Source organism: Bacillus sp. T3, from assembly GCF_033449965.1.
Lineage (GTDB): Bacteria > Bacillota > Bacilli > Bacillales > Cytobacillaceae > Bacillus_BU.
In genome coordinates this window covers 2,837,141-2,861,523 of sequence record NZ_CP137761.1, presented here as the reverse complement: position 1 = coordinate 2,861,523, position 24,383 = coordinate 2,837,141, and the positions used below count along the sequence as shown (strand labels likewise).

Below are 24,383 nucleotides of genomic sequence, written 5' to 3'. Positions count from 1 at the left end.
AGACACCCCATTTGTAAAATATAAATCCATTTTTATACAATTAGTTATTTGTTGTTACATAATTGTTATTTTATATTTGATACGTTTAGGAGAAGGAATTGGTTTCATAAATTTGATAGTGGTCTTAATATTGCAGCTTTCGTTATTCAAGGATTGTTATGTAAAAGGAGTCCTATCCATTAATGAATTAGACTCCTTTGTCATGAAAACTATTTTTTCGAGTTTCTTATTTAATTGGCACCCAAATTTCACAGGAAGGATTCGGATACGCTCCAATATATAGTTCAAGTGATGGTAGGTTGGCAGGCTGATATCCTTTGGAAGGAAACCATTCTGAAAAAATTTGTTTCCACGTATCGACGATGGCCTCTGGAATCGAACCGAATACTTCAAATATCACCCACTTTGAAGAAGGTATCTCTAAGCAAGAAAATCTATCATGTACATGATCACCGCTAAAGGCAGTGGCAATCCAATAATCCATCGTGTCTTCTGCTGCACGGTAATTATTCGTAATCCCCAATAATCCTTTAATTGGTCCATTATTCAATTCACTTAATATATCAATAGTTCCATCATGATTGGCTTTACTCCAAAGCTTTGGAATAACTTCATCAGTGTCCTTTTTTGCACATGAAAATTTCTCTTTGATCCCGATCACTTGGAATGCATCTTTTTCAATCATTTTGTATTTCAAGGGTTCTGCTCCTTTCGGTCTTTCCTGTATCATAATGTGGTTATTGGTTGTAGTTGTCCATTCTCTTTCCTAGCGTTATTCGATGCTAAGCGATGCTCCTTACGGAAAAATTTTAAGAAGATTTAGGAGTATCATAGCCATAATATTATTGTACATGATTAGGATTTTACATCCCATAAGCTTTTTACATGTTTTAGCAGAACGTGAATCTTCTTGTTTACTTTTTGGACAAGTTTGATTGAATTCATTCTTTAACGTTTTCTTAGAAAAATCTCATTAGTAAGGATTTGAATATTAATGGTTGTTTTGAAGGAAAATATCTTCAATAAATTATGAAATAGGTGCAGTTAAGGAGGTAATCGGATGTCGTTTGATTCAAATCTACTACGGGCAACAGAGCGTTGGCATTATGATGATCCAACTTGCGGTGTATTGGTTGAAGTGTTTCGTAATGGCAGTCATTGGCATGCTGTGGCCAATGCTGAACACTCAAAATGGTACTGTCATAATGGATTCGGAGATACAAGGGAGGAAGCGATAAAGGAGGCTGTTACAGGGGTATTGACGCTTGTGAAGGATATTGATTAATAAGCCGTCAATTCACATTAATCTAAACTGTTATTAGAAAGATATGATCAATAAAGCAAAGCCTGTAAATCAATAACACATATTATGTTTGATCCTTATAGAGTAATTTCTTTGATTAGCCACTTGTTTTTTTCAAAACCTGTAGGCTTTTTTCTTTGAACTTTTTATTTAGGCTCCCCCTGCAAACTTTGCACTCCTAATAATGAAGAGGTGGATTATGCCACCTTCATTTTACAAAAAAGGACTACCCACTTAACACATCGAATAATATTAATAATTATAGTGAAGTTTCCATGTTAAAAAAATAAATCGATTAGGGGTAGGAAAATATGCCAACTGTTCCAGGAATTACTAAAAATTAAAGAACTTCAAATGGTTTGCGAAAAAGAAGGCGGATTTCTGCTAAAGTTAAATTTCGATATGCTTGAAAATCGGAGCGGGGATAGACAGGAAGACTTTTTCCATTATGAAGATGGGGTACTTGTCGGATTCCTTGGAAGCTACGGTTTCGGAAATAAGGTAGAGCTTTGTGGGATGGTTCACCCTGATTACAGAAGGAAAGGAATTTTTTCTAGCTTGCTAAAATTAGGCATTGAAGAAGCGAAGAAATGGAATATTGAAACCATTTTGTTAAATGCTCCTTCAAAATCTCATACAGCAAAAGCGTTCTTATCAACCATACCATGCACATTTTCGATTGCAGAGTATCAAATGCAATGGCATCAAAAAGATTTGTCTGAGGATGATGGTATTAAGATAAGACCCTCTTTTTCAAAGGAAGATTCGGAAGCAGAAATTCAACTCGACATCGCCGGCTTCGGGATGGGGAGCAAGAGTCAAGGGAAATCCAGCAACTCATTGACGAGAATAGCAGTGACAAAAGACTAGTTATTGAAGCTGAAGGAAGAATTGCCGGCAAAATGCGTGTTTCAGAATTGAATGGGGAAGCATGGATTTATGGATTTGTAGTATTTCCAGAACTACGAGGAAAAGGGATTGGCAGAAAAGCTTTAGCAAAGGTCGTACTGGTGGAGCACCAAAAAGGACTACCCATTTTTCTAGAGGTAGAGGCTAAAAATGACCATGCACTTAAACTATATGAATCTTGTGGTTTTCGAACTTACCATTCCCAGGATTACTATGAGTACAACCAATAAGCATTTTGGAGACAGCCCCCATACATACTAGAGACTTTATGAGTCTAGCAAGACATTGGCTTTGTCATATGAAACCAGTGTCTTTTTTTTGAAAAATAAATCTTGGGGATGGAAATGATGCTATATTAAAGTTGAAGTCAAATTTATATTGGGGTGACCATGATGTCATTGAAGAAAAAAATATTTATAATTTTGTCTGTCCTATTGGTAGCTGCAATCGTCTATTTCATTAATGCGTTTTTTGGAAATCCAATAAGCAAGGCAAAAGCGGAAAAAGAAGTATTAGCCTATTATGAAGAAAAATATCACAAAGACTTCGAAGTTTATTCATCTCAATATAATTTTTTGATTCCGGATTATAACATTAAAATGCGACCAACAGATGATAAAGATGCTGTCTTTGAGACCTCAAGATATGAATTAACAATGTTTGATGCATATGGCGCATACTTGGCATCTATGGAACTAGAATCCAAAATACGTAGGATCCTAGATGAAAAGTATCCAAATTTAAAGTATAGCCTCAAGGTTCAGGAGGAGCATAATATAGGAGTAGCAGGTATAGTATTTGACTTTTTTTCTCCCGATCCCCAAACAAGATTAGAAAAAAACTTTTTTATAGCAGAGTTATCATGGAAAAGGACAGGGCTTAACAATGAAAAGACCTTCGAGCTAATGGATGAGATAGCAGCTTCAATAAGTAGCGAACTAAACGGAATTCCCAAACAGTTTTCGATGGACATTTATGTGAAAGATTCAAAAAACGAAAAGAATAGCCTTCAAAGGCATTATTTAGATGGAATGGATAGAGGGTGGAAAGTAGAAAATTAATCTTACAAGAAAAATTGCCCTATCTTTTAGTATCAGGATATGGAAAAACTTCCGGATCATCCACCAGATTAGTACTTAAATATGCACTCAGTAGAGTGGAAGACACCAAAGCCACTCACTCTAGGCTTGTGCATATAGCCTAGTTATATGATCATTTTTCGACGAGTGAGGATTGGATTTGTGCGCATAGCCAGGCTTTATGATCACTTCTTGAGGAGTGAGGATCGGATTTGTGCACTTAGACTAGTTCTATGATTACTTTTCGACGAGTGAGGATTGGATTTGTGCGCATAGACCTTTTCTTGTTTCATGAACGGACGATCTAGCATAAAGGTATTATAGTTAAATTGGCAAATGAATTATTAATGAATTGGAGCGAAAAGTAATATTAACAAACTTTAAGGAGACCAAACAATGTCTATAGAGGTAAAGAGAAGAATAATTTTAGATTTAGCCGTTACTTTAGATGGTTTTATTGAAGGGAAAAATGGAGAAGTTGATTGGTGCATAATGGACTCTGACATGGGATTTATTAATTTCTTAAATCAAATTGATACAATATTATATGGACGAAAGAGTTATGATTTATGGGGACAATATACTCCAGAAACAGGAAATAATGAATCTGAAAAGGAAATATGGGCTGCAATACATAGTAAACAAAAATATGTGTTTTCCAGAAAGCAAAAAGGGATTAATAATAAAGCAATATATATAAATGATCAGATCCTTGAAGAAGTAAATAAATTAAAAAATAAGCCTGGTAAAGATATTTGGTTATATGGTGGAGCTAGCCTTATTACAAGCTTTATTAATTTAAAGCTAGTTGATGAATTTAGATTATCAATACACCCTGTTATCTTAGGAGTAGGAAAACCATTGTTTATTGATATACAAGAGAGGTTAAATTTGAAATTGGTTAATACAAGGTCGTTCTCCTCTGGCGTTGTTCAGCTAATCTATCATTTGAATAGGGACTAATTGTAATAGGACAAGAACTACTAAAAACCATTCTATTCTATTTAGAATGGTTTTTTTCTTTATCATAATTTGGTGAAGTACTAGAGTGTATTAATATGCGGTCCAATACCCTTTTAGTCAATGGCATAAAGTTATTCAGTATCAGACCCCCTGAACAAACGGTTAATACAGTGCCAAGGCCAATAGGTCCATCAAAAGCGATTGCTAATATCAAGAATATGAGGTATAAGAATGTTCTGGAAAACGTAATATTTGTTCTAGTTAATTGTTTTATGATCAATGTTAAACGATCAATCGGAATCGGGGCAAAATTTGTGTGTAAATAAATTGCCGTTCCTAATCCTATAACAACTAAGCCGATACAAAACCAAATTAATTTGCTGTACCATAATTCAGGTGTGATTATCTTTCCCAATAAAAAAAGCCACATGTCAATCCCAATACCCGTTATAAGCGCTGTCAACAACCCCAAAACTTCTGGTCTTTTTCTCTCTAACAATGAATTACAACCTATCAGTAATAATGCGATGATGAATTCCCAGCTTCCCACGGTAAGCCCCACATTTAGAGACAGTCCTACCAAAAGCGCATCAAAGGGTGATGTTCCAAGGTCTGATTGTATAGTGAAAGCAATACCAAGCGTTAATACTAAAATTCCTAATACATAAACAACAAATTTGGCTTTACTCGACCTCGTTATCATTTTTTAGCTGATAATTCTTTGAGCATGAGAATATGTGGAATTCCATCTTCCATAAATACATCAGATGATGTCCTAAACCCTAGTTTTTTATAAAAACCTTCTGCCTGTGTTTGTCCGTGTAATTTAACCTGGGACACTCCACGTTCTTCAGCAAGTTCTTCTAATGCTTGGATAATGATTTTTCCAATCCCAAATTTTCGGTATGGTTCCAGGACGCAGATTCGTTCTAATTTCCCTACACCTTCAACGAACCGAAGTCTTCCCGTGCCCACTGGTTGATCATGATAATGAACGAGTAGGTGATCGCATTCTCCATTTAATTTATCAAAATGATCAAATTCATCTTCTAATGGTACGCCTTGTTCCTTCACAAATACTTTTTTCCTTATAGAAAAAGCTACTTTTAAATCTTCATCAATCGTTATTCTTTTTGCTTTCATTTTTATCAGTCCTTTTTAATGGTCTTCATCATTTTGTTGCAAATACAATAAAATTAGGATAAATTTAATTTATATCAATTTTATAGTAAATGCAACAAAAAATGCAGGATAAGGAGTTAATTATGAAGGAAATCCTCCGTGAAATTGGAATGATTGCCAGGGCACTAGATTCAATAAGCAATATCGAATTTAAAGAATTTGACCTTACGAAAGGACAGTATTTGTACTTAGTGCGAATCTGTGAAAATCCAGGAATCATCCAAGAAAAGCTGGCTGAAATCATAAAAGTAGACCGAACAACAGCAGCTCGTGCAATAAAAAAACTTGAAATGAATGGGTTTATTGAAAAGAAAGATGATGAACATAACAAAAAAATAAATAAGCTCTTTCCAACAGAAAAAGGGCAAAAAGTTTACCCATTTATAAAAAGAGAACATGATTATTCCGAAAGCGTTGCATTAGAGGGATTTTCCGAGACAGAAGTAGAAGCCATTTTCCATCTTCTTCAAAGAGTAAGAAAAAATATTGAAAAAGACTGGGAATTCGTTAAAAAAGGAAATAAGAGGAATTATTGATTTTATAAAGGAGCGGCTATTAAAATGACCATCAAGATAAAAAAATGCACTCTTGAAGATTCAAGTATCCTTCAAGAAATTAGTTATGAAACGTTTAATGATACCTTTAAGGATCAGAACTCACCTGAAAATATGAATGCCTATTTGGAAAGGGCATTTAACTTAAAACAATTAGAAAAAGAATTATCCAATGTATCTTCAGAGTTCTTATTTGTCTATTTTCACGATGAAGTGGCTGGTTATTTAAAGGTTAATATCAATGATGCTCAGTCTGAAGAAATGGGTGATGAATCACTGGAAATCGAAAGGATTTATATTAGGAGCAAATTTCAAAAAAGCGGACTTGGCAAATATCTGCTAAATAAAGCTTTGGAAATTGCTTTACAACATAATAAAAAGAAAATCTGGCTAGGTGTATGGGAAAAAAATGAAAATGCTCTAGCTTTTTATAAGAAAATGGGGTTTGTCCAAACCGGAGCCCACTCTTTTTTCATGGGTGATGAAGAGCAAATTGACTTTATCATGACCAAAGCACTCATATAATGTTTTGAAAGGTGGACTATCATCCATGTATATTCCTTCACAATTTAAAATTATAGATGAAACAATGGCTTTTGACATAATAAAAGAACATAGCTTTGCTACTCTTTTTTCTCAACACAATGGAATGCCATTTGCAACTCATTTACCGTTACTTTTGAACAAGGAAAATACTTATTTATATGGACACTTTGCTCGTCCAAATCCGCAGTGGAAGGATATCAAAAATCAAACGGTTCTAGCTATTTTTCACGGTCCACATTGTTATATCTCCCCATCTTGGTATGAGACGAATAAAGCAGTCCCAACATGGAATTACGTGACCGTTCATGTTTATGGAGAGGTAGAGTTATTAGAGGACGAAAATGAGTTAATGGACTCCTTACATGATATGGTGTTGAAATATGAAGCACCTGACAGTCCATACAGATTAGAGGATGTAGATGCTGAATTTCTCGCTGGTATGAACAAAGGGGTTCAAGGTTTTAAAATTAAAATCAATAAGCTAGAAGGAAAAGCTAAGTTAAGTCAAAACCACTCTATTAAGCGGCAAGAACTAGTTATAAATCAACTAGAACAAATATCAAAAAACGATGAGCAACAGATTTCCGCATTAATGAAGGCGAATATTTTGTAAAAGGAGATTATCCAATGACCAATTCATCCAAAAGAGGGCAACCAATGAAATTTACAGGCTATGGACTTATTCAGAAACGTGACCCTAGCATTCTATCGAGCAAAATTACAGCTGAACCTGACTTGTTTAAAGTATGGCACCTTGGAATTCCTGATGTAGACCTAGATGATTGGACACTTACAATTGAAGGACTCGTTGACTGTCCAACGCAATTCAGTTTAGCGGATTTGCGATTGTTACCGCAAACGTCTGTGATGGCTTTTCATGAGTGTGCAGGAAGTCCACTAAATCCTAAAGTACCACAAAGAAGAATCGGAAATGTGGTTTGGACAGGTGTAAGACTCGTAGATTTGTTAAAGCTTGTGACAGTAAAAGACGAAGCACAATTTGTTATTTCTAAAGGGATTGATCAAGGAATTTATGACAATGTTCATTACTCCTGGGTACGAAAAAGATCTTCCAATAGAAAAAGCTATAGATCCAAACGTACTCATCGCGTTAGCTATTAATGGAGAACCGTTAACGATAGAACGTGGAGGACCTGTTCGCCTTGTGATTCCAGGATATTATGGAACGAACTCGACAAAGTGGCTGACAAATTTAGTAGTTTCAAATGTTAGAAGTACGAGTGCATTTACTACCAAGTATTATATGGATCGAGAAACCGTTGATGGGAAAATAATAGAAACTCCTGTCTGGGAAAATAGTCCGAACTCCATCATTGTTCAACCGCAGAACGGAGAAGGCCTGAAACTAGAAGAAACGGAAATTTGGGGCTGGGCATGGGGGTCCTCGTCCATTTCATTAGTTGAGGTGTCAACGGATGGTGGGGAAACCTGGCAAGAAGCAAAGGTTGAACAGCGAGAGAATTTCGAATGGCAGCGATTCTCGATAAAATGGAATCCTAAATCCGTAGGAGAATATTGTATAATGACCCGCGCAATTGACTCGAAAGGGGATCGTCAACCCCTATCCCTTCGAAGAAATCAAATCTCACGAAGGATGATCTTTGTTGAAAATTCATTAGAAAAACTTTATTAGCCAAGTTGAAGATATAAATAGAGTTTTAAGGAACGTAATGATTTTTAAATTTACATTACCGTCCTGTAATTCCAATTAACGAGGATTCAGCATAAAAATAAAAAAATAATAAATTTATGTTAAAATATGGTTAGAGGTAGTTTTTGAATAAAGAAGAAATACCAATTAATGATGTGATTGAGCATATTGACTGATTTCCAACAGCAAGCAATCCAAATTTTTATAGCAGATGCAAATCTATGAAGCTAATGAGGGGGTAGTTGAAATGGATAAGCATTTGAAATTTATTAACATTAATCGAAGGTATTTTCTATATTTTATTTCATTGTTTGTTATATTGTGCATCGCTTTCTTATTACAAGGTATTAGGCAAGGTGGAGATTTTGATATATATGGGGAGGACCTAGCTTTTGGTCTGTTTATTTATCCCCTAATCGTTTTGGTGATTTCAATTATTGGCTCCATTAAGAATTCTTGGTACGTTATGCCTTGCATCACACTCATTGTATTGCTAGTTTTTTTTCCAATTGTAACGAATGATACCTATATTGTATTACTTTTAGCTTATCTATTCATTTCGCTGATAGGAAGTATACTCACTCGTCTTATAAATCATAAATAGAAGTCAATACTCGATTATCGGGTGCGAATCTCAAAATGGGTTGCTAAGCAGCTCATTTTTTTTATAAATATTTTACTTATTAGAGGTTAATATGTATCTTCAAGCATAGTTCTTAAATAAAAATGTTGAACATCGTGATATAGTTATACTTATAAATATTGGAAAGGAGTTGTTGTTTTTATGAATAGCAAGCAAAACGTTGAGATTGTAACAAATGGGGAGGTATGTGCAAAATAAAAACATGCATAGAACCTCCCAAAGGTTATGATCTAAACTTTAGGAGGAAATCAAGTTGAAAAATTTTAATATGAAAAATCTAGGACTTTCTGAAGAATTTATACAAGAGTCTAAAATATATAAAGATCTTTTTATTGGTCGAGTATCAACGCAATATAAAAATTTATTTAAGGTGATTACGGAAAATAGTGAAATTGCTGCTGAGATATCAGGAAAATTTCACTATAATGTTAAGGGACCTTCTGAATATCCTGCCGTTGGAGATTTCGTTATGGTCGACAGAACCGATAATTCAAAAGGAAATGGAATTATTCACCATATACTTACACGGAAAAGTGTTTTTGCACGGAAAGTTGCAGGTGCTAAGGAAGATATTCAGGTTGTAGCTACAAATATTGATACAGTTTTTATATGTATGTCACTGAATAATGATTATAATCTTCGTAGACTAGAGCGTTACCTTTCTGTTGCATGGGACAGTGGTGCAATACCGGTTATTGTTCTTACAAAATCAGATTTATGTAGGGAAATTGAGGTAAGGCTTGACGAAATATCTTCTATTGCAATAGGTGTCGACGTGCTTGTTGTAACAAGTACAACTGATGAAGGGTATCAATCATTAAAACGATACCTTTCTAATGGTAAGACAGTAGCATTTATCGGATCATCAGGGGTTGGAAAATCGACTTTAATCAATTGTCTCCTCGGACAATATGTTTTAGATACAAATGGGTTAAGAAATGATGATAAGGGCAGACATACGACAACAAGGCGTGAACTGATTATGTTGCCGAATTTGGGAGTTGTGATAGACACTCCTGGGTATGAGGGAACTTGGAATTATTAATGCGGATTTAACGAAATCCTTTGCTGATATTGATAAACTTGCTTCAAATTGCAGATTTAACGACTGTACTCACACAAAGGAGCCAAACTGTGCAGTGCAGAACGCAATTAAAGACGGAACGTTGCCAATTGAAAGGCTAGAAAGCTATTGGAAACTTAAGAGGGAAACAAAGTATGAAGGCTTGAATTCTAAAATGATTGAAAAAGAAAAGATAAATGAAATGTTTAATAGTATGGGTGGAATGAAAAACGCTAGGAAATTCATCAAAGAACAAAACAGAAAAAAAAGAAGATGAAGTCCAAGAATGGATGAAATGAAGATTTGGGTACCAGCCAATGGTGATCTGTTACGTTGTCAGGTGGAAAGAATTATAGTAAGATTACAATTGGTACTTTTTAAACCAATGTGAGATTTATATGTAGCACCATGACAAGCTTTCTTATTCAATCTTCGGGCGTGATTATCAGTTAGATGATCACGTCTATTTCTGTTGGGCCGATCCAGATATAATACAAGATTGGACATTGAGTACGTTATTTTAAAAATAAACTCTATTTTTTGAATACTTTCGGACATTGAATTCTTTATTTGCTAAAAAATCAAGCAAAGGAGGAACCTTCAAGAGAAATAGGGGAACGTATGTCCGATAAAAAGTGAAATCATCAAATTTTATTCAAATAACGGAATGCATGTCCGCACAATGCCATCACACTGTTTAGGAGATTTACTTTTATGTGGAAGTATTCCTAAAAGCAGAAATAATAGTACATGTAAAAACCCTTAAAATTTAGGGGCTATTATTAAAAATAAGTGTTAAACATTCATAGTTATCTTTATTTTCGGAAATTTAGTATTGACATCTCGGGTTAATCGATATATTATCAAATTTAATTACATAATCATAAGCAAAGATTGGAAATAGTAAAAGGATCTATAAACTTTTCAGAGAGCCGATGGTTGGTGAAAATCGGTAGTTATAACCTTCGAACTCATCCAAGAGCTACTCCCTGAAATCTTTAGTAGGGGATGTCGGTTTTCTACCGTTATGAAGATAGGTGGTGATAGCCACCGAAAATGAGTGGGTTAATCTTATGATGATTAATCAATTAGAGTGGTACCGCGAGCCAAGCCTCGTCTCTATATTTTTATAGAGACGAGGCTTTTTTTATTTTAAAACTAACAATGAATAAATAAAAAGGTGGGAGTCAGAATGAAAAATATCGATAAATATTCTAGAGGTTACTTTATGCCCCCAGTGCAAAGCTTGAAATGGACACAGAAAGAGTATATTACAGAAGCTCCTACCTGGTGTAGTGTGGATCTTCGCGATGGTAATCAGGCTTTGATCGTTCCGATGAGTCTAGAAGAAAAGTTAGAGTATTTTCAGTTGCTGCTAGAAGTAGGTTTCAAGGAAATCGAAGTTGGTTTTCCGGCTGCTTCGGAAACAGAATTTGCTTTTTTACGTACATTAATTGAAGAAAATTTGATTCCGGATGATGTGACTATTCAAGTATTAACACAGTCAAGAGAACACATTATCGAAAAAACATTTAAAGCGTTACAGGGTGCGAATAAAGCAGTGGTACACTTGTACAATTCCACCTCTGTGGCACAGCGTGAGCAGGTATTTAGAAAATCTAAGGAAGAAATTATTGATATTGCAGTAACTGGAGCAAATTTGCTTAAAAAATACGCTGCTGAAACGGAAGGGAATTTCCAATTTCAGTATTCTCCAGAAAGCTTCACGGGTACAGAAGTGGAGTTTGCGCTTGAAGTCTGTAACAAGGTTCTTGATATTTGGCAGCCGACAGCTGATAACAAGGTCATTATTAACCTACCAGCAACTGTATCAATGTCAATGCCACACGTTTATGCAAGTCAAATTGAGTATATGAGTGATCATCTGACCAACCGGGAAAACGTCATCCTATCATTGCATCCACACAATGACAGAGGAACTGGGGTAGCAGATGCCGAGCTAGGAATGCTTGCCGGAGCGCAACGAGTCGAAGGAACATTGTTCGGAAACGGGGAAAGAACAGGGAACGTCGATATCGTCACGCTAGCATTAAATATGTTTTCACATGGAGTAGATCCAAAGCTGAATTTTGAAAATATCCCTTCTATTATTTCTAAATATGAAAAATTAACACGAATGAGGGTTCACGAAAGACATCCATATGCTGGTGAGCTTGTCTTTACTGCTTTTTCTGGATCCCATCAAGATGCCATTGCTAAAGGGATGAAATGGCGTGAGGAAAAAGAGCGTCAGTATTGGACAGTACCTTATTTATTAATTGATCCGATGGATATTGGAAGAGAATATGAAGGAGATATCATCCGAATTAACAGTCAATCTGGTAAGGGGGAATTGGTTATATCCTTCAGCAAAAGTATGGAATGGATTTACCTGCCAAAATGCGTGAAAGCTTTGGATATAGTGTGAAAAATGTTTCAGATCATCATCAAAAAGAACTTATGCCGAATGAAATCTATGACATTTTCGTCAACGAATATGTGAATATTAACGCTCCTGTTGAATTTATCCGATACCAATACACGCAAAATGGTCATTATGAAACGATTGTATCGATCCAGATGAATGATGAAGTACATGAATTTTCGGGTGAGGGCAACGGAAGACTTGATGCAATCAGCAATGCACTTCAAACCAAATTAGGTATCAACTTTACAGATTTGGTCTATAAGCAGCATGCACTAGAAGCAGGCTCAGGGTCAAATGCTGTATCTTATGTAGGAATTACTGCAACGAACGGTGTTATTTATTGGGGTTGCGGAATGGACACTGATATCATGACCTCTTCTGTAAAAGGCTTGTTTAGTGCCGTTAACAATATGGTATCCAACTTACAACTTCCTGTTGAAAAGGAGTTTATCGATACAAAAAAATAATATTAATTAAAACAAAGTCTCTGATCCTAGGTCAGAGACTTTGTTTTTTGTACAAGATATTATTTAGAGGTACGTACATTTTGGATACTAAAGCTGACTTATGGTAATTTTAAAAAGTTTATCATTCTCAATGCAAGTATTAATGCATTCTTCGCTTTTGTTATTACAAAGTTGACGGAAAAGTTAAAAGTAGCTAAATTAGTTGAATTAAACCAATTTCAATTTTGTATTTATTTATTTTATAAAGCTTTTTTCCTGTATGGATTCCAATTCCTAATTGAATGTAAAAGGAAATTCAAATCATAAACTTTGATAAATTCATCTTGATAAAAGAATTGTTTTTATGAAATATATATGAATTACTGCAATAAATGAAAAATATATTGTTCTTCAACAAACAGGCGCAAATCTAGAAGATTGCGTCTGTTTTAAATGGGCTCAATGCAGAAAAAGTGGTCATTGTTTATTTTTTTGAAGGAAAAGTATTAGATATAAAACATGGAAATTTATGGTATCATTTAATGAAAAGGGAAAGGGTGTTTATTATGGCTTTAAATAGAGTTCTCTATCAAAATAGTCTGCTCTTTTTACTTCTGATTGTGCTGGGTACTAATTTTTCTTTGTATCATACTTCATTTGGAGTCAATTTTTTAGCTGATAATCCAAATGGTGCAGTAGTTGGTTCAATCCTTGATTTAGCATTGATTGCTCCCATTTTGTATATTGCATGGCAGCGACATTGGAACTGGAAAAATATCCTTATCTCTTTAGCAGGTGGTCTTGTATTAGTACGTTTCATTATTCCGATGGAGTATTTAGGGACATATGAAGCAGTACCATGGATTGGATTTGGGGTTGAGGGTGCGCTTATCCTGTTTGAGATATACATTCTTGTGTCGTTATTTAAAAATTTTCCAAATGTTATACGTTCCGTTAAGCAGAGTTCTCTTCCAATTGTTTTTTCATTTCCTTCCGCAGTTGATCATCACAGGAAGGCTGCTCCAATTATTAGAATTATTTGTTCCGAAATACTAATGTTTTACTATGCTTTTGCAAGCTGGAGCAAGAAGCCGCATATAAGTAATAACAAGTTTACAATACACCGCAATTCGAGTTTAATTGCTTTTCAAATAATGATGATTCATGCAATTATCCTAGAAACAATAGGGATTCATTGGTGGCTGCATGAAAAGGTTTTAATCGTTTCGATTGTTTTACTCATCATAAATATCTATTCAGTCATTTTCTTTGTGGGGGACATACAGGCAGTTCGCCATAATGCCCTGCACGTTACAGAAGTAGGTATGTATCTTTCACTTGGGTTGATGAAACGAATGGAAATAAAGTGGACTGACATTGTGAAATTGATCGATGAACCAGAGCTGTTAAAACGGAAATGTTCAAAAAATACAATTGAATTTATAGCGAGGGATTTTGAAACGGTACACCCAAATATTATTTTGCAATTAAAGCATCCGTTAAGAGCAACCCTTTTAATGGGGAAAGAAAAAGAATTTGAGCAAGTAGCTCTTAGAGTGGATGATCCGACCAGATTTAAAGAGACATTCATAAATAATATGAGGAGAATCAAAAATGATTGAACTCAAATTTTTTGAAAGAATGGATTTTAAACAGCTGATTAATTGGATTGAGTCTCCTCAGTTCTTGCTACAATGGGGTGGACCTACATTCGAATTTCCATTAACTGTTAATCAGTTGGAAGAATATATTGAGAATGCAAATAGTGATAATTGTGATAGTTTAATTTATAAAGTGATAGATAAAGAAACTAAAGATGTTATTGGTCATATTGCTTTAGGGAAAATTGATAGAAACAATAAATCTGAAGAGTAGGTAAAGTATTAGTTGGTAATAAGAATGTCAGAGCAAAAGGAATAGGTCAGATAATGATGAAGGAAATTCTTAAAATTGCCTTTGAGGACCTACATTTACATAGAGTTAGTCTAGGAGTATATGACTTTAATGCTCCAGCCATAGCTTGTTATGAAAAAGCAGGATTTAAAAAAGAGGGCTTACTTAGAGATTCTGCAAAAATTGGTGATGAATATTGGAGTTCGTGGGAAATGAGTATTATAGAAAATGAATGGTTGAAAATAAGAAATGTATAGCTTGATAAACAATTATTCGTTTTACTTGAAAGAATATTATATTTTAATTAGTACCCATTAATAGGATAATTATGTTGATTTTTTATAATTTGATAAAGGTAGGTCAATCATGAAGAATCTAATTGATTTTCTCCCAACAAGAAAAAAAGGAGTGGATGAAATACATATAAAAGCAGCAGAAGAGAAGCTAGGTGCTTTGTTTCCATGCGAATATAAAGAACTTTTTATGTTGATAAATAACCCAGAGATTGGTGAATGGATGCTCTATCCGATTAAGGATACCAAAAATCTAAAACACACGTGGGACGATATCGTAAGACAAAACCTTGATCAACGAGAAGAAGCTTTATCAAATGATTTAATAGCGATTGGTGAGAACGGAACAGGAGATAAACTATGCTTTCGTGTTAGAAAAAAGTTCATGCAAAGTCAAGTATATATCTGGAATCATGAAACAACCAGCACTAGGAGTGTAGCCTTGTCTTTGAAAGAATTTATCGAAAATGAGGTTTCTAAATATAAAAATGAAACTATGTTACTAGGGACATTCCAGGTGACGAGTGGCAAGCTTATAATAAGCGATCCTTGCTATGGTTACGATGAAGAAAATAGTGAAGGTTTGCAGGTTCTTCTAAAGCCAGCTAAACGAGGGAATTGGTCAGTTGCTATTTCGTATAATGAGGAAGAGGTTGTCCAAAAACTTGTAGTTTTTTGGGGAAATATTGAGCCTGAAGAGGAATGGATCCCAATCAATCAGTTGATCGCGGTCGATTCAGCCCAAGCCGGGATTTTTGATTTAGCCTTTTTTGACGTTGATGAAAAAATAATTGATGAAGTAGAAAATGTGTACGATATTGAGATGGATGACGATGTTTCCAAATACTATGTTGCATGCTGTGATGCAGTTGCTTCTGAACAGCAAGGTGGGATCGTTCCCGGTGGAGCGGTAGCGATGTCAGGTTATGGCGATGGCTTATATCAAGTGTATTTCAAACAGGACGCGTCTAGTGAAATTGTTTCTGTTATGATTGATTTCTTGGTAAGTGATGAGTATGAATAAATACTTAGAGATAAATTAATTAAGGAAAGGGTGTATACATTGGAAAAGAAGGAATTTTGGAGATTAATTGAAAAGTCCAGAGAATTTGATCAAGCAGAATGGTTAACAGAGGAATTAGCTCAAAAGAGATTAGAAGAAGTAGTAGACTTTGAATTTATATTTCAAGAAATAATGTACGCTAGTTATCAATCCCGTTTATGGGGAGCGGCATATGTTTTGATGGGTGGCTGTTCTGACGATGCTTTTGACTATTTCAGAGGATGGCTGATTGGTCAGGGAGAAGAAATATATAACAAGGTAATGGAAGACCCCGAATTTTTAGCAGAATACATAAATGATGATAACCTTGATGATGAAGGCTTTCCTCAAAATGAAGAATTACTCTCAGTTGGGCTAGATGCCTATACGCTTATAAAGACGGGTGATATTGAATGGAATGACGAAATCCATAATGAGTTATTAGAAGCTCTTGACAAGAAGGGGCTACAACCAATAACTGACATAGAATTTGATTGGGAAGAAGATGATTTAGAAGAAATATTCCCAGTTCTATGGGAAAGATTTGGAGAAGAACCACTAGGTTAAAAGAAAGCAAGGGAATTTAACAGGTACGGAATTGTTTAAAAAGGAACCTGAAATAGCCTATATACTCAAAATGATCATACAATCTATGAAATATTAAGCTTTGATTTGTCTTAGTTCCCTATAATACCCTAAGTTGTTTTAGAAAGAAGCGTAATCGGTTTGTCACCCGATTACGCTTTTTACTTTATTCTTATTTCCACAAATTTGCGGAAAAATTGAGAGTCAATTCGTTTGTTTTGTCGGTATTGTATTCTGAAAATTCAATCTATAATAGGGATAGTTTAAGCCAACTGGTTCAAAAACACTATTATCACCTTTGTTAATGGATTTTTAGGAAAGCGGTTACATTTCTGAGGGATCCTTACATAATTAATAAACAAGCTAATGTGCTCAGAAAAAACACAAAAAAGGTAAAGGAGGATTTAATGCGAAGATATTAGTTCATTTTCGCAGTTGGCGTGATGATTCTCTTTTTTTACTACATTAAAACCGAAGTTAACTAAAGGGGGAAAAACAAATGAAGAAGTTTGGGTTGTTAGGTTTAATTGTTTCTCTATTATTAGTTTTTACTGCATGTAATTCTAGTAATTCAGCCACAACAAGTTCAGGAAGCTCTAAGGCAGACGTGATTAAGATTGGAGCTATTTTTGCTCAAACTGGTCCTGCATCAACCTTGGGTTCAACGCAAGCAAACTTAGTAAAGGTTCTCCAAAAACAATTAGATGACGAAGGACCAATTAATGGTAAGAAAATAGAAATCGTAATGCAAGACTATGAAACAGACGATACAAAAGCTGTGGTTGCAGCAGATAAACTTATTTCTGAAGGTGTAGTGGCAATAGTTGGAGCAACGCAGGCAAGTACATCAATGGCCATTTTACCAAAGGTAACTGGGGCAGGGCTGCCATTAATGACTGTAGCTCCAGTGGCTCCTAGCACAAAAGGAATCTATCAAATGGCACCAAGCAACGAAACCAATTCAAACTTAATGATTAAGTTCTTTAAGAAAAACAATATCAAAAAGGTAGCATGGATCAATGCACGTGATGGATTTGGTGTTGATGGGCTTCCATCCTTTGAAAAGGTTGCGAAAAAGAATGGGATTGAGATCGTAGCACACGAAGAATTCGATGCCACTGCAACAGATATGACGATTCAATTGACTAATATTCGTAAAAAGAACCCACAAGCTGTGGTTGTATGGTCAAGAACTCCTGGAGCTGGAATTGTAGCTCGAAACTTTAAATCTTTAGGATTCGAAATACCGATGATTCAATCTTCTGCTTCGGCCAATCAAGGATTCTTAGACCAAGTTAAAGATAATAATGAAAATCTATATGTCATTGGAAGTAAATTAAGTGTTGTAGATCAGTTGCCGGATGGAGATCAAAAGCAGCGTTTAGCTGCATTTCGCTCAGATTATCGAGAAATGTTTAATAGTGATCCAGATAACTTTACAGCCCATGCTGCAGATGGGTTTCAAATATTAATTAATGCTATCAAAGCTGGAAATACCACTCCAGGAACAGATTCATAACTATTTAAAGAAGGATGTAAAAGAATACGCAGGCTTAACAGGTACGTTTAATTTACAGTCTGATTATGTCGGACCACATGAAGATGGATTTGCCATCCTTGGAATTGAGAATAATCAATGGAAGTATAACGACTAAAAGTAAGTTTCATAGTTTAGAGGATGACATATAAGATGGTTTGTCCTCTTATATGTCATCTGCATAATGAAAGGGGTGGGAGAATGGACTTACTAATGCAGTATTTAGTAACGGGTTTAACCGTTGGGAGTATTTATGCATTATTGGCTATTGGCTTTGTAACCATATATAACATAACGGGAGTCTTAAATTTTGCTCAAGGTGAATTTGCCATGATTGGGGCATTAACTTGCATTACCTTTGCAAATGCTGGATTCCCGATGTTTGTTTCGATTATTCTTGCAACCCTGATTACAGCAGTAATTGGATTGATTATTGAAAGAACGGCCATATTATATGCTCGAGACACCTCCGTCATCATCTTGATCATTATCACGATTGGATTGTCGACCTTTTTAAAAGGTATGGGGCTCATCGTATGGGGAACAAATCCAAAACAATTGGCTCCGATTATTAAGGGAGAACCATTTCAGTTCATGGGTGCCATGATCAATCCGCAAAGTATTATCATCTTTGTTGTATTATTGATCCTGCTTGCCGTTCTTTACCTGTTTTTTGAAAAAACTTATATTGGATCTGCATTAAGAGCCAGTGAAAAGAATCCGCGTGCGGCAAAGCTGATGGGGATCAATACAAGTACGATGTCGGCCTTGGCCTTTACACTTGCTGCGGCTTTAGGTGCGATTGCCGGGATTATGATTGCCCCTATTACTGATGCAACCTATGAGATGGGCTTTTTGATTGGAGTAAAAGGCTTTGTAGGAATGGTGATAGGAGGAATGCACAGTATTCCTGGAGCTGTAGCAGGGGCACTAATTGTTGGATTGTTGGAAGCCTTTTCAAGCGCCTATATATCGACCTTCTATAGTGATGCGATTACGTTTGCTGTTTTAATCCTGGTTTTATTCCTTAAACCTAATGGAATATTCGCCAGAGCTTCGGGAGAAAGAGTTTAATAGGGGGTGTATATAATGAAGTTGGAAAATGAATTACATGGCAGTAGGGCAAAGCCACTATTGTTTTTAACAGCACTGGTCTTAATCCTTCCTTTCGTTATTCAATCTCAGTATATTTTTACCATTTTAATTTTAATTGGGATTTATTCAGTTGTGGCGATTGGCTTATGTTTATTAATCGGTTACGCCGGGCAAATCTCGCTTGGCCATGCCGCATTCTTTGGAATTGGAGCCTACGCTTCTGGAGTTCTAACAACAACCTATCAAATATCTCCCTGGCTAGCCATTTTGATTGGGATGGTTTTTACGTTCATTCTTGCTTATGTCATAGGGATCCCCATTTTAAAACTGAAGGGGCATTTTCTTGCCTTAGCTACACTTGGAATTAACATTATTTTCTATATTTTAATTTTAGGTTTGAATGAATGGACGGGAGGAGCTGCTGGATTAGTTGGCATACCTACTCTTTCTATTTTTGGGATATCACTCATTGATAAGTTGTTTTTCTACTTTTTTGTTTGGGGGATTGCTATTCTCGTACTAATTTTATCCCTGAATATCGTGCGCTCACATGTAGGAAGAGTTTTAAGGAGTATTCATGATAGTGAAATTGCAACTGAAACGCTCGGCGTACAAGTTTCAAAATACAAAGTTGCCATTTTTGCCTTAAGTGCCGCCTTCGCCTCATTAGCTGGAAGTGTCTATGCTCATTACATTACCTTTGTAGCCCCGCCCACATTTTATATAACAAAATCAATCCTGTTTTTAATAATGGTTATGGTTGGAGGAGCAAGTTCCATTTGGGGAGCAGTCTTAGGAACAACCATTATCATGTTTTTAAATGAAGCCATTCGTTTTGTAGGCCATACGTATTTTGGGATCAGTGGGGAAGTGGAGATTGTTGTTTACGGATTTATCATTATATTAATGATGATGTTTTTGCCGAAGGGGCTAATGCCCTCAATAACAAAGCTTTTTCAAAAGGATAAAAATAAAAAGCATCTAGCTGCGAAGCTTCAAAAAGAGATGGTCTCTGAGAAAGGAGTTTAATATGCCCAATTTACTTGAAGTTAAAGGGTTAACAAAACAATTTGGTGGAGTTACTGCTGTCTCAGATGTTAGTTTTGAAGTTGGTGAAGGGGAAATTGTAGCTGTCATTGGCCCAAATGGTGCAGGGAAAACCACTCTATTTAATATGATTTCCTGTTTCCTTCCTCCAACGAAAGGAGAGGTAGTTTTTAAAGGTAAAAGACTAACAGGACAAAGAATATCTCAATTAGCTGAGCAGGGGATTTCGAGAACCTTTCAAAACCTTCAAATCTTCAAAAATATGACGGTTCTGGAAAATGTGATGATGGGAGCTCACGTTAAATTAAAGACAAATGTATTAAATTCTGCTTTTCGTTTACCTAGAATTAAAAAGGATGAAAATTTAGCCTATGACTTAGCTTTAAAAGCAATAAAGATGGTTGAGCTAGAAGAGTTAATGTTTGAGAAGGCGGGACAGCTGTCCTACGGCTTGCAAAAACAATTAGAATTCGCCAGGGCGATTGTGTATGAACCAGAATTTATTATGTTAGACGAACCGATGGCTGGATTAAATGATACAGAAACAAATCGGATGGCTGGATATATTCAAGACCTTAAGGCAAAAGGTCATTCCTTTCTGTTCGTAGAACACAAAATGGCAACAATTATGGAGCTTGCTGACCGAATTGTCGTTATTGACTTTGGCAAGAAAATTGCCGAGGGTACACCTGAAGAAATTCAAAAAAATGAACAGGTGATTGCTGCCTATTTAGGAGAGGAGGCGGTTGAATATGCTTAAAGTTCAAGACCTAACTACTCATATAGGGAAAATTGAGATTCTCCACGGAGTTAACGTACAAGTAAATAAAGGTGAAATTGTGGCAATTATCGGTGCAAATGGGGCTGGGAAAAGTACCTTACTAAATACCTTAGGAGGCCTCTACAGACCAACTTCTGGAACCGTCATGCTAGATGACAAGGTAATGAATAAATACCCTGCCCATAAAGTAGTGGGGAAGGGACTAAGCTTAGTTCCAGAAGGCAGGCAGATTTTTACGAATCTGACTGTAAAAGAAAACCTAATGTTGGGGATGTATTCCAAATATTATAAAGAAAAGAATCTTGCCCAGGATAATTTAACGAAAATACTGGATATGTTTCCAGGTTTAAAAAAACATTTGAATAATATTGGAGGAAACCTAAGCGGAGGCGAACAGCAAATGTTAGCTATTGGCCGAGGCTTAATGTCGAATCCGAAAATAATATTATTGGATGAACCCTCTATGGGTTTGGCACCGAAAATTGTCAATGAAATTTTAGATACACTAAAGGTAATTAAGAATGACCTAGGTACAATGATTATTTTGGTCGAACAAAATGTTAAAGCCGCTCTTAAAGTTGCAGATAGGGCTTATGTAATGGATCAAGGGAACATTATTTTACATGGTTCAAGCGAGGAAATAGCTGCCAACCCTCAGGTGATGTCAGCTTACCTTGGTTTGAAAGTTGAGGCTTGTTAGTCAAATGTAAAGTATGATTACTGTTCCATCTAAGGAGAATAATCAATGAGATCTATTAATCCAACTAACATTCGAATATAAGCTAAAAGCAGTTAGAGATGATGGAATCGTCCAGAAGAAAATAACCTTCTGGACTTTTTAATGTGGTGATTTGGTAATGGATAAATAATTTAAAAATTACGAAAATTATTATTATTAAAAATCATATTTTTGCATTACAATAATAATGATGGGAAAGAAAGGGGGATGTGAAGTGCCAGTTCATGAGAAAGATCGATTAATAAAAAAATTAGAGAATCACCTGCGATCAACAGCACGACACCTAATAAAATTTGATACGGAGGAAGAAGTGCTTCAATATTTGACTTCATCCTTCCACGCCGAGTTATATTGCGATTTTGTCGGTGTAATCCTTAGCAAGGATGGAAAATTTGTTCCGAAAGCTTGGAGCGAAAACTTAACATCCGTGTCAGATTCTTTTCCTATTTATATAAATCAGTGCTCCCCAAAGCTATTTTCTCAAAGCTTAACCTATGAAAATGCTGATCCACCGGATTTCTGTCAGCTTTCAAAAATTTTAAAAGAGGCGAATGTTAAAACTTGGTTTACAGTTCCGTTAAATGATGCGAACGAACAATTGGGATTTTGCATTGTTGGCTTTTTAAATTATATCCCGCTTTTAGATATGGAAAAACATTTTGAGGAATTTGGAAAAGACGTTGCTCTAGCAATGAGAATGGTAAGTCAAAAAAAATCTCAAATTAAAAAAATAGAGGGAATTGAATGGATAAGTAAGAATCTGTCCCTTAACGCCCCAATCGAAAAGCATATAGCCGAAGTAACATCTAGAGCTGGTAAAGGAACAAATGCAGATTTTGCCTGTATTTATTTATTTAACGAGAAAGATAACTGTTTCGTTTTTCAACAACCTTCCTATGGAAATATTGAACATCCTCAAAAAATCATAATTAAAGAAAACTATTTACTAAATTATTTTCCCTACTTAGAAAAAACTGGCGGTCGACAATTGACTATTCCTTTGGTGATTGACTTAAATACTATCGGGGTGCTCCACATAGAGAACGAAAAAGATGAAGTTTTTTCAGAAGATGATTTAAGAATGTTGGAACTGTTATCTAATCATGTAGTTACCATTATTGAAAATGCACGCTTATTTAATAATGAGAAAGAACATAAGAATCGTCTTCAATTTTTTCTGGAATATCAACAGGCACTCGTCAAGGAATCTGTTGAGGTTGACAATTTTGATGGAATTACTTCTATGCTTGCAAACCTGTTTCAAAATCCAATTTTCTTATTTGATCGTTTTATGAGAATGATTGCTTGTGATACCTTAGTTGAGAAAATCGGAAAGGAAGCTCAGGAACGTATTTCTTCATTTGCCATCACAGAAAAAAATCATGTTACTAACCGGGACTATTTTACAATAGACGATCCAAACAGTTTAGAGGTATACACATTTTGGATGATAAAAGGTGAAGGGAATGCAGTTGGTTATTTAGCTCTTCGAAAGCCTATAGAGGATTTAGATGAATTTGATCGCTTAACCATCGAGTTAGCTAGGAATGTTTGCTCAATCCAATTTATCAAGCAAAAGCTTGTTTTTGATGCAAAAGAACAGGCGAAAGATAGTTTTATCAATAAACTGTTAACAGAAAAAATTGAAGATAATAATACAATTATTCAATATGCTAATCTCTTTCAATGGAATCTCTTTCAAAGTCATCAACTTGCTGTTTTTTCCATGATACTTGATGAATCGGAATTAAAAGGCATCAATCTTTTTGACCAGGAGAAGAAAAAAGACCTTATATGGGATTATATTAAGTCCAATCTTAAGAAGGATAATCCTTCGATTTTAGCTTCCTACCATGATAAGAAGTATATACTAATAGTCCCAGAGAATAGCGAAGGAAGCCTTTCGAAGAAGTTTTGGCTGACACTTTTCAATAAGATTAGTAGTTGGGCTAAAGAAACCTCTATTAAAAGCAAACTATTAATGGGGGTAGGAGGAAAAACGACTACAATCAATGACTATTTCGTAAGCTATCAACAAGCCATTCAGGCACTAAACATAGTTAGTAGCCGATTAAATCATATCGGTTTTTCATTATTTGATGAGCTTGGTTCTTATGCTATTTTACATCATTTGAATCATTCTATTGCTGTTGACCTTTTTGTAAAAAAACAACTAGGTCCCCTGTTGAGCTATTCTGAAGGAAAAAATACGGATCTGGTTAATACACTACATACATTTCTTCAAAATAATGGCAATGTAAAAAGTACTGCAGAAGAGCTCTATATTCACAGAAGTTCGTTACTCTACCGTTTGGAGAAAATTGAATCTTTATTGGAGGTCCAATTAAGTGACGCTGAGGTTCGATTTAATTTAATGATGGCACTTAAGCTTTATGATATGTATGGAAATGAGATAGAGAAAAATACGATCATGCATCCATAGTAAAGAGTAAAACATGAAGACTGCACCTTCGATAGGAAATCAATTTAACAATCGAGGATGCAGTTTCATTTTTTATTACCCGTCAATAACATGATTTTAAATTGAAGCGGGAAGGCTGATGGTAATAATTATCGACAAAT

The 24,383-nt window shown here is 35.3% G+C and carries 26 protein-coding genes, 2 pseudogenes and 1 other annotated feature; of the genes and pseudogenes, 25 read left to right on the top strand and 3 right to left on the bottom strand.

Annotation, left to right across the window (positions count from 1 at the left end):
• Window positions 1-226 precede the first annotated feature (226 nt).
• Window positions 227-697 (bottom strand): GyrI-like domain-containing protein, encoded by a 471-nt coding sequence (locus RGF10_RS14760; RefSeq protein ID WP_318503236.1) that lies wholly within the window; start codon window positions 695-697, stop codon window positions 227-229.
• Between the two features lie 363 nt (window positions 698-1,060).
• Here RGF10_RS14760 and RGF10_RS14755 point away from each other — a divergent pair, with 363 nt between their 5' ends.
• The 5 genes from RGF10_RS14755 to RGF10_RS14735 all read left to right on the top strand — a co-directional run bounded on the left by RGF10_RS14755 (window position 1,061) and on the right by RGF10_RS14735 (window position 4,254).
• A complete protein-coding gene (locus RGF10_RS14755; protein ID WP_318503234.1) occupies window positions 1,061-1,285 on the top strand; it encodes a hypothetical protein in 225 nt (74 codons plus the stop codon).
• 372 nt (window positions 1,286-1,657) lie between these two features.
• On the top strand, window positions 1,658-2,173 hold the full coding sequence (locus RGF10_RS14750; RefSeq protein WP_318503232.1) for a GNAT family N-acetyltransferase: 516 nt from the start codon (window positions 1,658-1,660) through the stop codon (window positions 2,171-2,173).
• Entirely contained in the window at window positions 2,131-2,442 is a 312-nt protein-coding gene (locus RGF10_RS14745) for a GNAT family N-acetyltransferase (protein WP_318509488.1), read from the top strand. The genes RGF10_RS14750 and RGF10_RS14745 overlap by 43 nt, the downstream gene beginning before the upstream one ends.
• Window positions 2,443-2,610: 168 nt before the next feature.
• The gene (locus RGF10_RS14740) at window positions 2,611-3,273 is read left to right on the top strand and encodes a YfjL-like protein (protein ID WP_318503230.1); all 663 of its coding nucleotides are present in this window, start codon (window positions 2,611-2,613) and stop codon (window positions 3,271-3,273) included.
• Window positions 3,274-3,687: 414 nt separating this feature from the next.
• The gene (locus tag RGF10_RS14735) at window positions 3,688-4,254 is read left to right on the top strand and encodes a dihydrofolate reductase family protein (protein ID WP_318503228.1); all 567 of its coding nucleotides are present in this window, start codon (window positions 3,688-3,690) and stop codon (window positions 4,252-4,254) included.
• A 37-nt stretch (window positions 4,255-4,291) separates the two neighbouring features.
• On the opposite strand, the gene RGF10_RS14730 is transcribed toward RGF10_RS14735, so the two are convergent.
• Both RGF10_RS14730 and RGF10_RS14725 read right to left on the bottom strand, forming a co-directional pair.
• Complete coding sequence (locus RGF10_RS14730; protein ID WP_318503226.1) at window positions 4,292-4,957, bottom strand: YczE/YyaS/YitT family protein; 666 nt, start codon at window positions 4,955-4,957, stop codon at window positions 4,292-4,294.
• Window positions 4,954-5,397: a GNAT family N-acetyltransferase gene (locus RGF10_RS14725; RefSeq protein ID WP_318503224.1), complete on the bottom strand. Its 444-nt coding sequence runs from the start codon at window positions 5,395-5,397 to the stop codon at window positions 4,954-4,956. The genes RGF10_RS14730 and RGF10_RS14725 overlap by 4 nt, the downstream gene beginning before the upstream one ends.
• Before the next feature lie 122 nt (window positions 5,398-5,519).
• Between RGF10_RS14725 and RGF10_RS14720 the strand changes: the two genes are divergently transcribed.
• The 20 genes and pseudogenes from RGF10_RS14720 (at window position 5,520) to RGF10_RS14625 (ending at window position 24,243) form a co-directional block, all read left to right on the top strand.
• Window positions 5,520-5,972 carry a MarR family winged helix-turn-helix transcriptional regulator gene (locus RGF10_RS14720; RefSeq protein ID WP_318503222.1) on the top strand — a complete coding sequence of 151 codons (453 nt, stop codon included), beginning with the start codon at window positions 5,520-5,522 and terminating at the stop codon, window positions 5,970-5,972.
• A gap of 24 nt (window positions 5,973-5,996) precedes the next feature.
• Complete coding sequence (locus RGF10_RS14715; protein WP_318503220.1) at window positions 5,997-6,515, top strand: spermidine/spermine N(1)-acetyltransferase; 519 nt, start codon at window positions 5,997-5,999, stop codon at window positions 6,513-6,515.
• A gap of 25 nt (window positions 6,516-6,540) precedes the next feature.
• Window positions 6,541-7,149, top strand: a complete 609-nt coding sequence (locus tag RGF10_RS14710; RefSeq protein WP_318503219.1) for an FMN-binding negative transcriptional regulator — start codon at window positions 6,541-6,543, stop codon at window positions 7,147-7,149.
• A gap of 14 nt (window positions 7,150-7,163) precedes the next feature.
• Entirely contained in the window at window positions 7,164-7,658 is a 495-nt protein-coding gene (locus tag RGF10_RS14705) for a molybdopterin-dependent oxidoreductase (RefSeq protein ID WP_318503217.1), read from the top strand.
• Window positions 7,576-8,190, top strand: coding sequence for a molybdopterin-dependent oxidoreductase (locus RGF10_RS14700; protein WP_318503215.1), 615 nt, complete (start codon window positions 7,576-7,578; stop codon window positions 8,188-8,190). The genes RGF10_RS14705 and RGF10_RS14700 overlap by 83 nt, the downstream gene beginning before the upstream one ends.
• A 265-nt stretch (window positions 8,191-8,455) precedes the next feature.
• Window positions 8,456-8,812: a DUF2651 family protein gene (locus RGF10_RS14695; RefSeq protein ID WP_318503213.1), complete on the top strand. Its 357-nt coding sequence runs from the start codon at window positions 8,456-8,458 to the stop codon at window positions 8,810-8,812.
• Between the two features lie 292 nt (window positions 8,813-9,104).
• Entirely contained in the window at window positions 9,105-9,896 is a 792-nt protein-coding gene (rsgA, locus tag RGF10_RS14690) for a GTPase RsgA (RefSeq protein ID WP_318503211.1), read from the top strand.
• Window positions 9,874-10,191: a ribosome small subunit-dependent GTPase A gene (locus tag RGF10_RS14685; protein ID WP_318503209.1), complete on the top strand. Its 318-nt coding sequence runs from the start codon at window positions 9,874-9,876 to the stop codon at window positions 10,189-10,191. The genes rsgA and RGF10_RS14685 overlap by 23 nt, the downstream gene beginning before the upstream one ends.
• A gap of 604 nt (window positions 10,192-10,795) precedes the next feature.
• Window positions 10,796-11,038, top strand: a binding site (T-box leader).
• Window positions 11,039-11,106: 68 nt separating this feature from the next.
• Window positions 11,107-12,809, top strand: a pseudogene (locus RGF10_RS14680) (2-isopropylmalate synthase).
• A 545-nt stretch (window positions 12,810-13,354) separates the two neighbouring features.
• Entirely contained in the window at window positions 13,355-14,410 is a 1,056-nt protein-coding gene (locus tag RGF10_RS14675; protein ID WP_318503207.1) for a beta-carotene 15,15'-monooxygenase, read from the top strand.
• Window positions 14,403-14,938: pseudogene (locus RGF10_RS14670) on the top strand (GNAT family N-acetyltransferase). The gene RGF10_RS14675 and the pseudogene RGF10_RS14670 overlap by 8 nt, the downstream one beginning before the upstream one ends.
• A gap of 109 nt (window positions 14,939-15,047) precedes the next feature.
• Window positions 15,048-15,998 carry an SMI1/KNR4 family protein gene (locus RGF10_RS14665; RefSeq protein WP_318503205.1) on the top strand — a complete coding sequence of 317 codons (951 nt, stop codon included), beginning with the start codon at window positions 15,048-15,050 and terminating at the stop codon, window positions 15,996-15,998.
• A 30-nt stretch (window positions 15,999-16,028) separates the two neighbouring features.
• Entirely contained in the window at window positions 16,029-16,583 is a 555-nt protein-coding gene (locus RGF10_RS14660) for a DUF4240 domain-containing protein (RefSeq protein WP_318503203.1), read from the top strand.
• A gap of 517 nt (window positions 16,584-17,100) precedes the next feature.
• Window positions 17,101-18,120, top strand: a complete 1,020-nt coding sequence (locus tag RGF10_RS14655; protein WP_318503200.1) for an ABC transporter substrate-binding protein — start codon at window positions 17,101-17,103, stop codon at window positions 18,118-18,120.
• The gene (locus RGF10_RS14650; RefSeq protein WP_318503198.1) at window positions 18,077-18,256 is read left to right on the top strand and encodes a hypothetical protein; all 180 of its coding nucleotides are present in this window, start codon (window positions 18,077-18,079) and stop codon (window positions 18,254-18,256) included. The genes RGF10_RS14655 and RGF10_RS14650 overlap by 44 nt, the downstream gene beginning before the upstream one ends.
• Window positions 18,257-18,339: 83 nt before the next feature.
• Window positions 18,340-19,212 carry a branched-chain amino acid ABC transporter permease gene (locus RGF10_RS14645; protein WP_318503195.1) on the top strand — a complete coding sequence of 291 codons (873 nt, stop codon included), beginning with the start codon at window positions 18,340-18,342 and terminating at the stop codon, window positions 19,210-19,212.
• Between the two features lie 15 nt (window positions 19,213-19,227).
• Complete coding sequence (locus RGF10_RS14640) at window positions 19,228-20,262, top strand: branched-chain amino acid ABC transporter permease (RefSeq protein WP_318503193.1); 1,035 nt, start codon at window positions 19,228-19,230, stop codon at window positions 20,260-20,262.
• Between the two features lies 1 nt (window position 20,263).
• The gene (locus RGF10_RS14635) at window positions 20,264-21,040 is read left to right on the top strand and encodes an ABC transporter ATP-binding protein (protein WP_318503191.1); all 777 of its coding nucleotides are present in this window, start codon (window positions 20,264-20,266) and stop codon (window positions 21,038-21,040) included.
• On the top strand, window positions 21,033-21,761 hold the full coding sequence (locus RGF10_RS14630; RefSeq protein ID WP_318503189.1) for an ABC transporter ATP-binding protein: 729 nt from the start codon (window positions 21,033-21,035) through the stop codon (window positions 21,759-21,761). The genes RGF10_RS14635 and RGF10_RS14630 overlap by 8 nt, the downstream gene beginning before the upstream one ends.
• Before the next feature lie 229 nt (window positions 21,762-21,990).
• Window positions 21,991-24,243, top strand: a complete 2,253-nt coding sequence (locus tag RGF10_RS14625; protein ID WP_412176735.1) for a helix-turn-helix domain-containing protein — start codon at window positions 21,991-21,993, stop codon at window positions 24,241-24,243.
• Window positions 24,244-24,383: the final 140 nt, after the last annotated feature.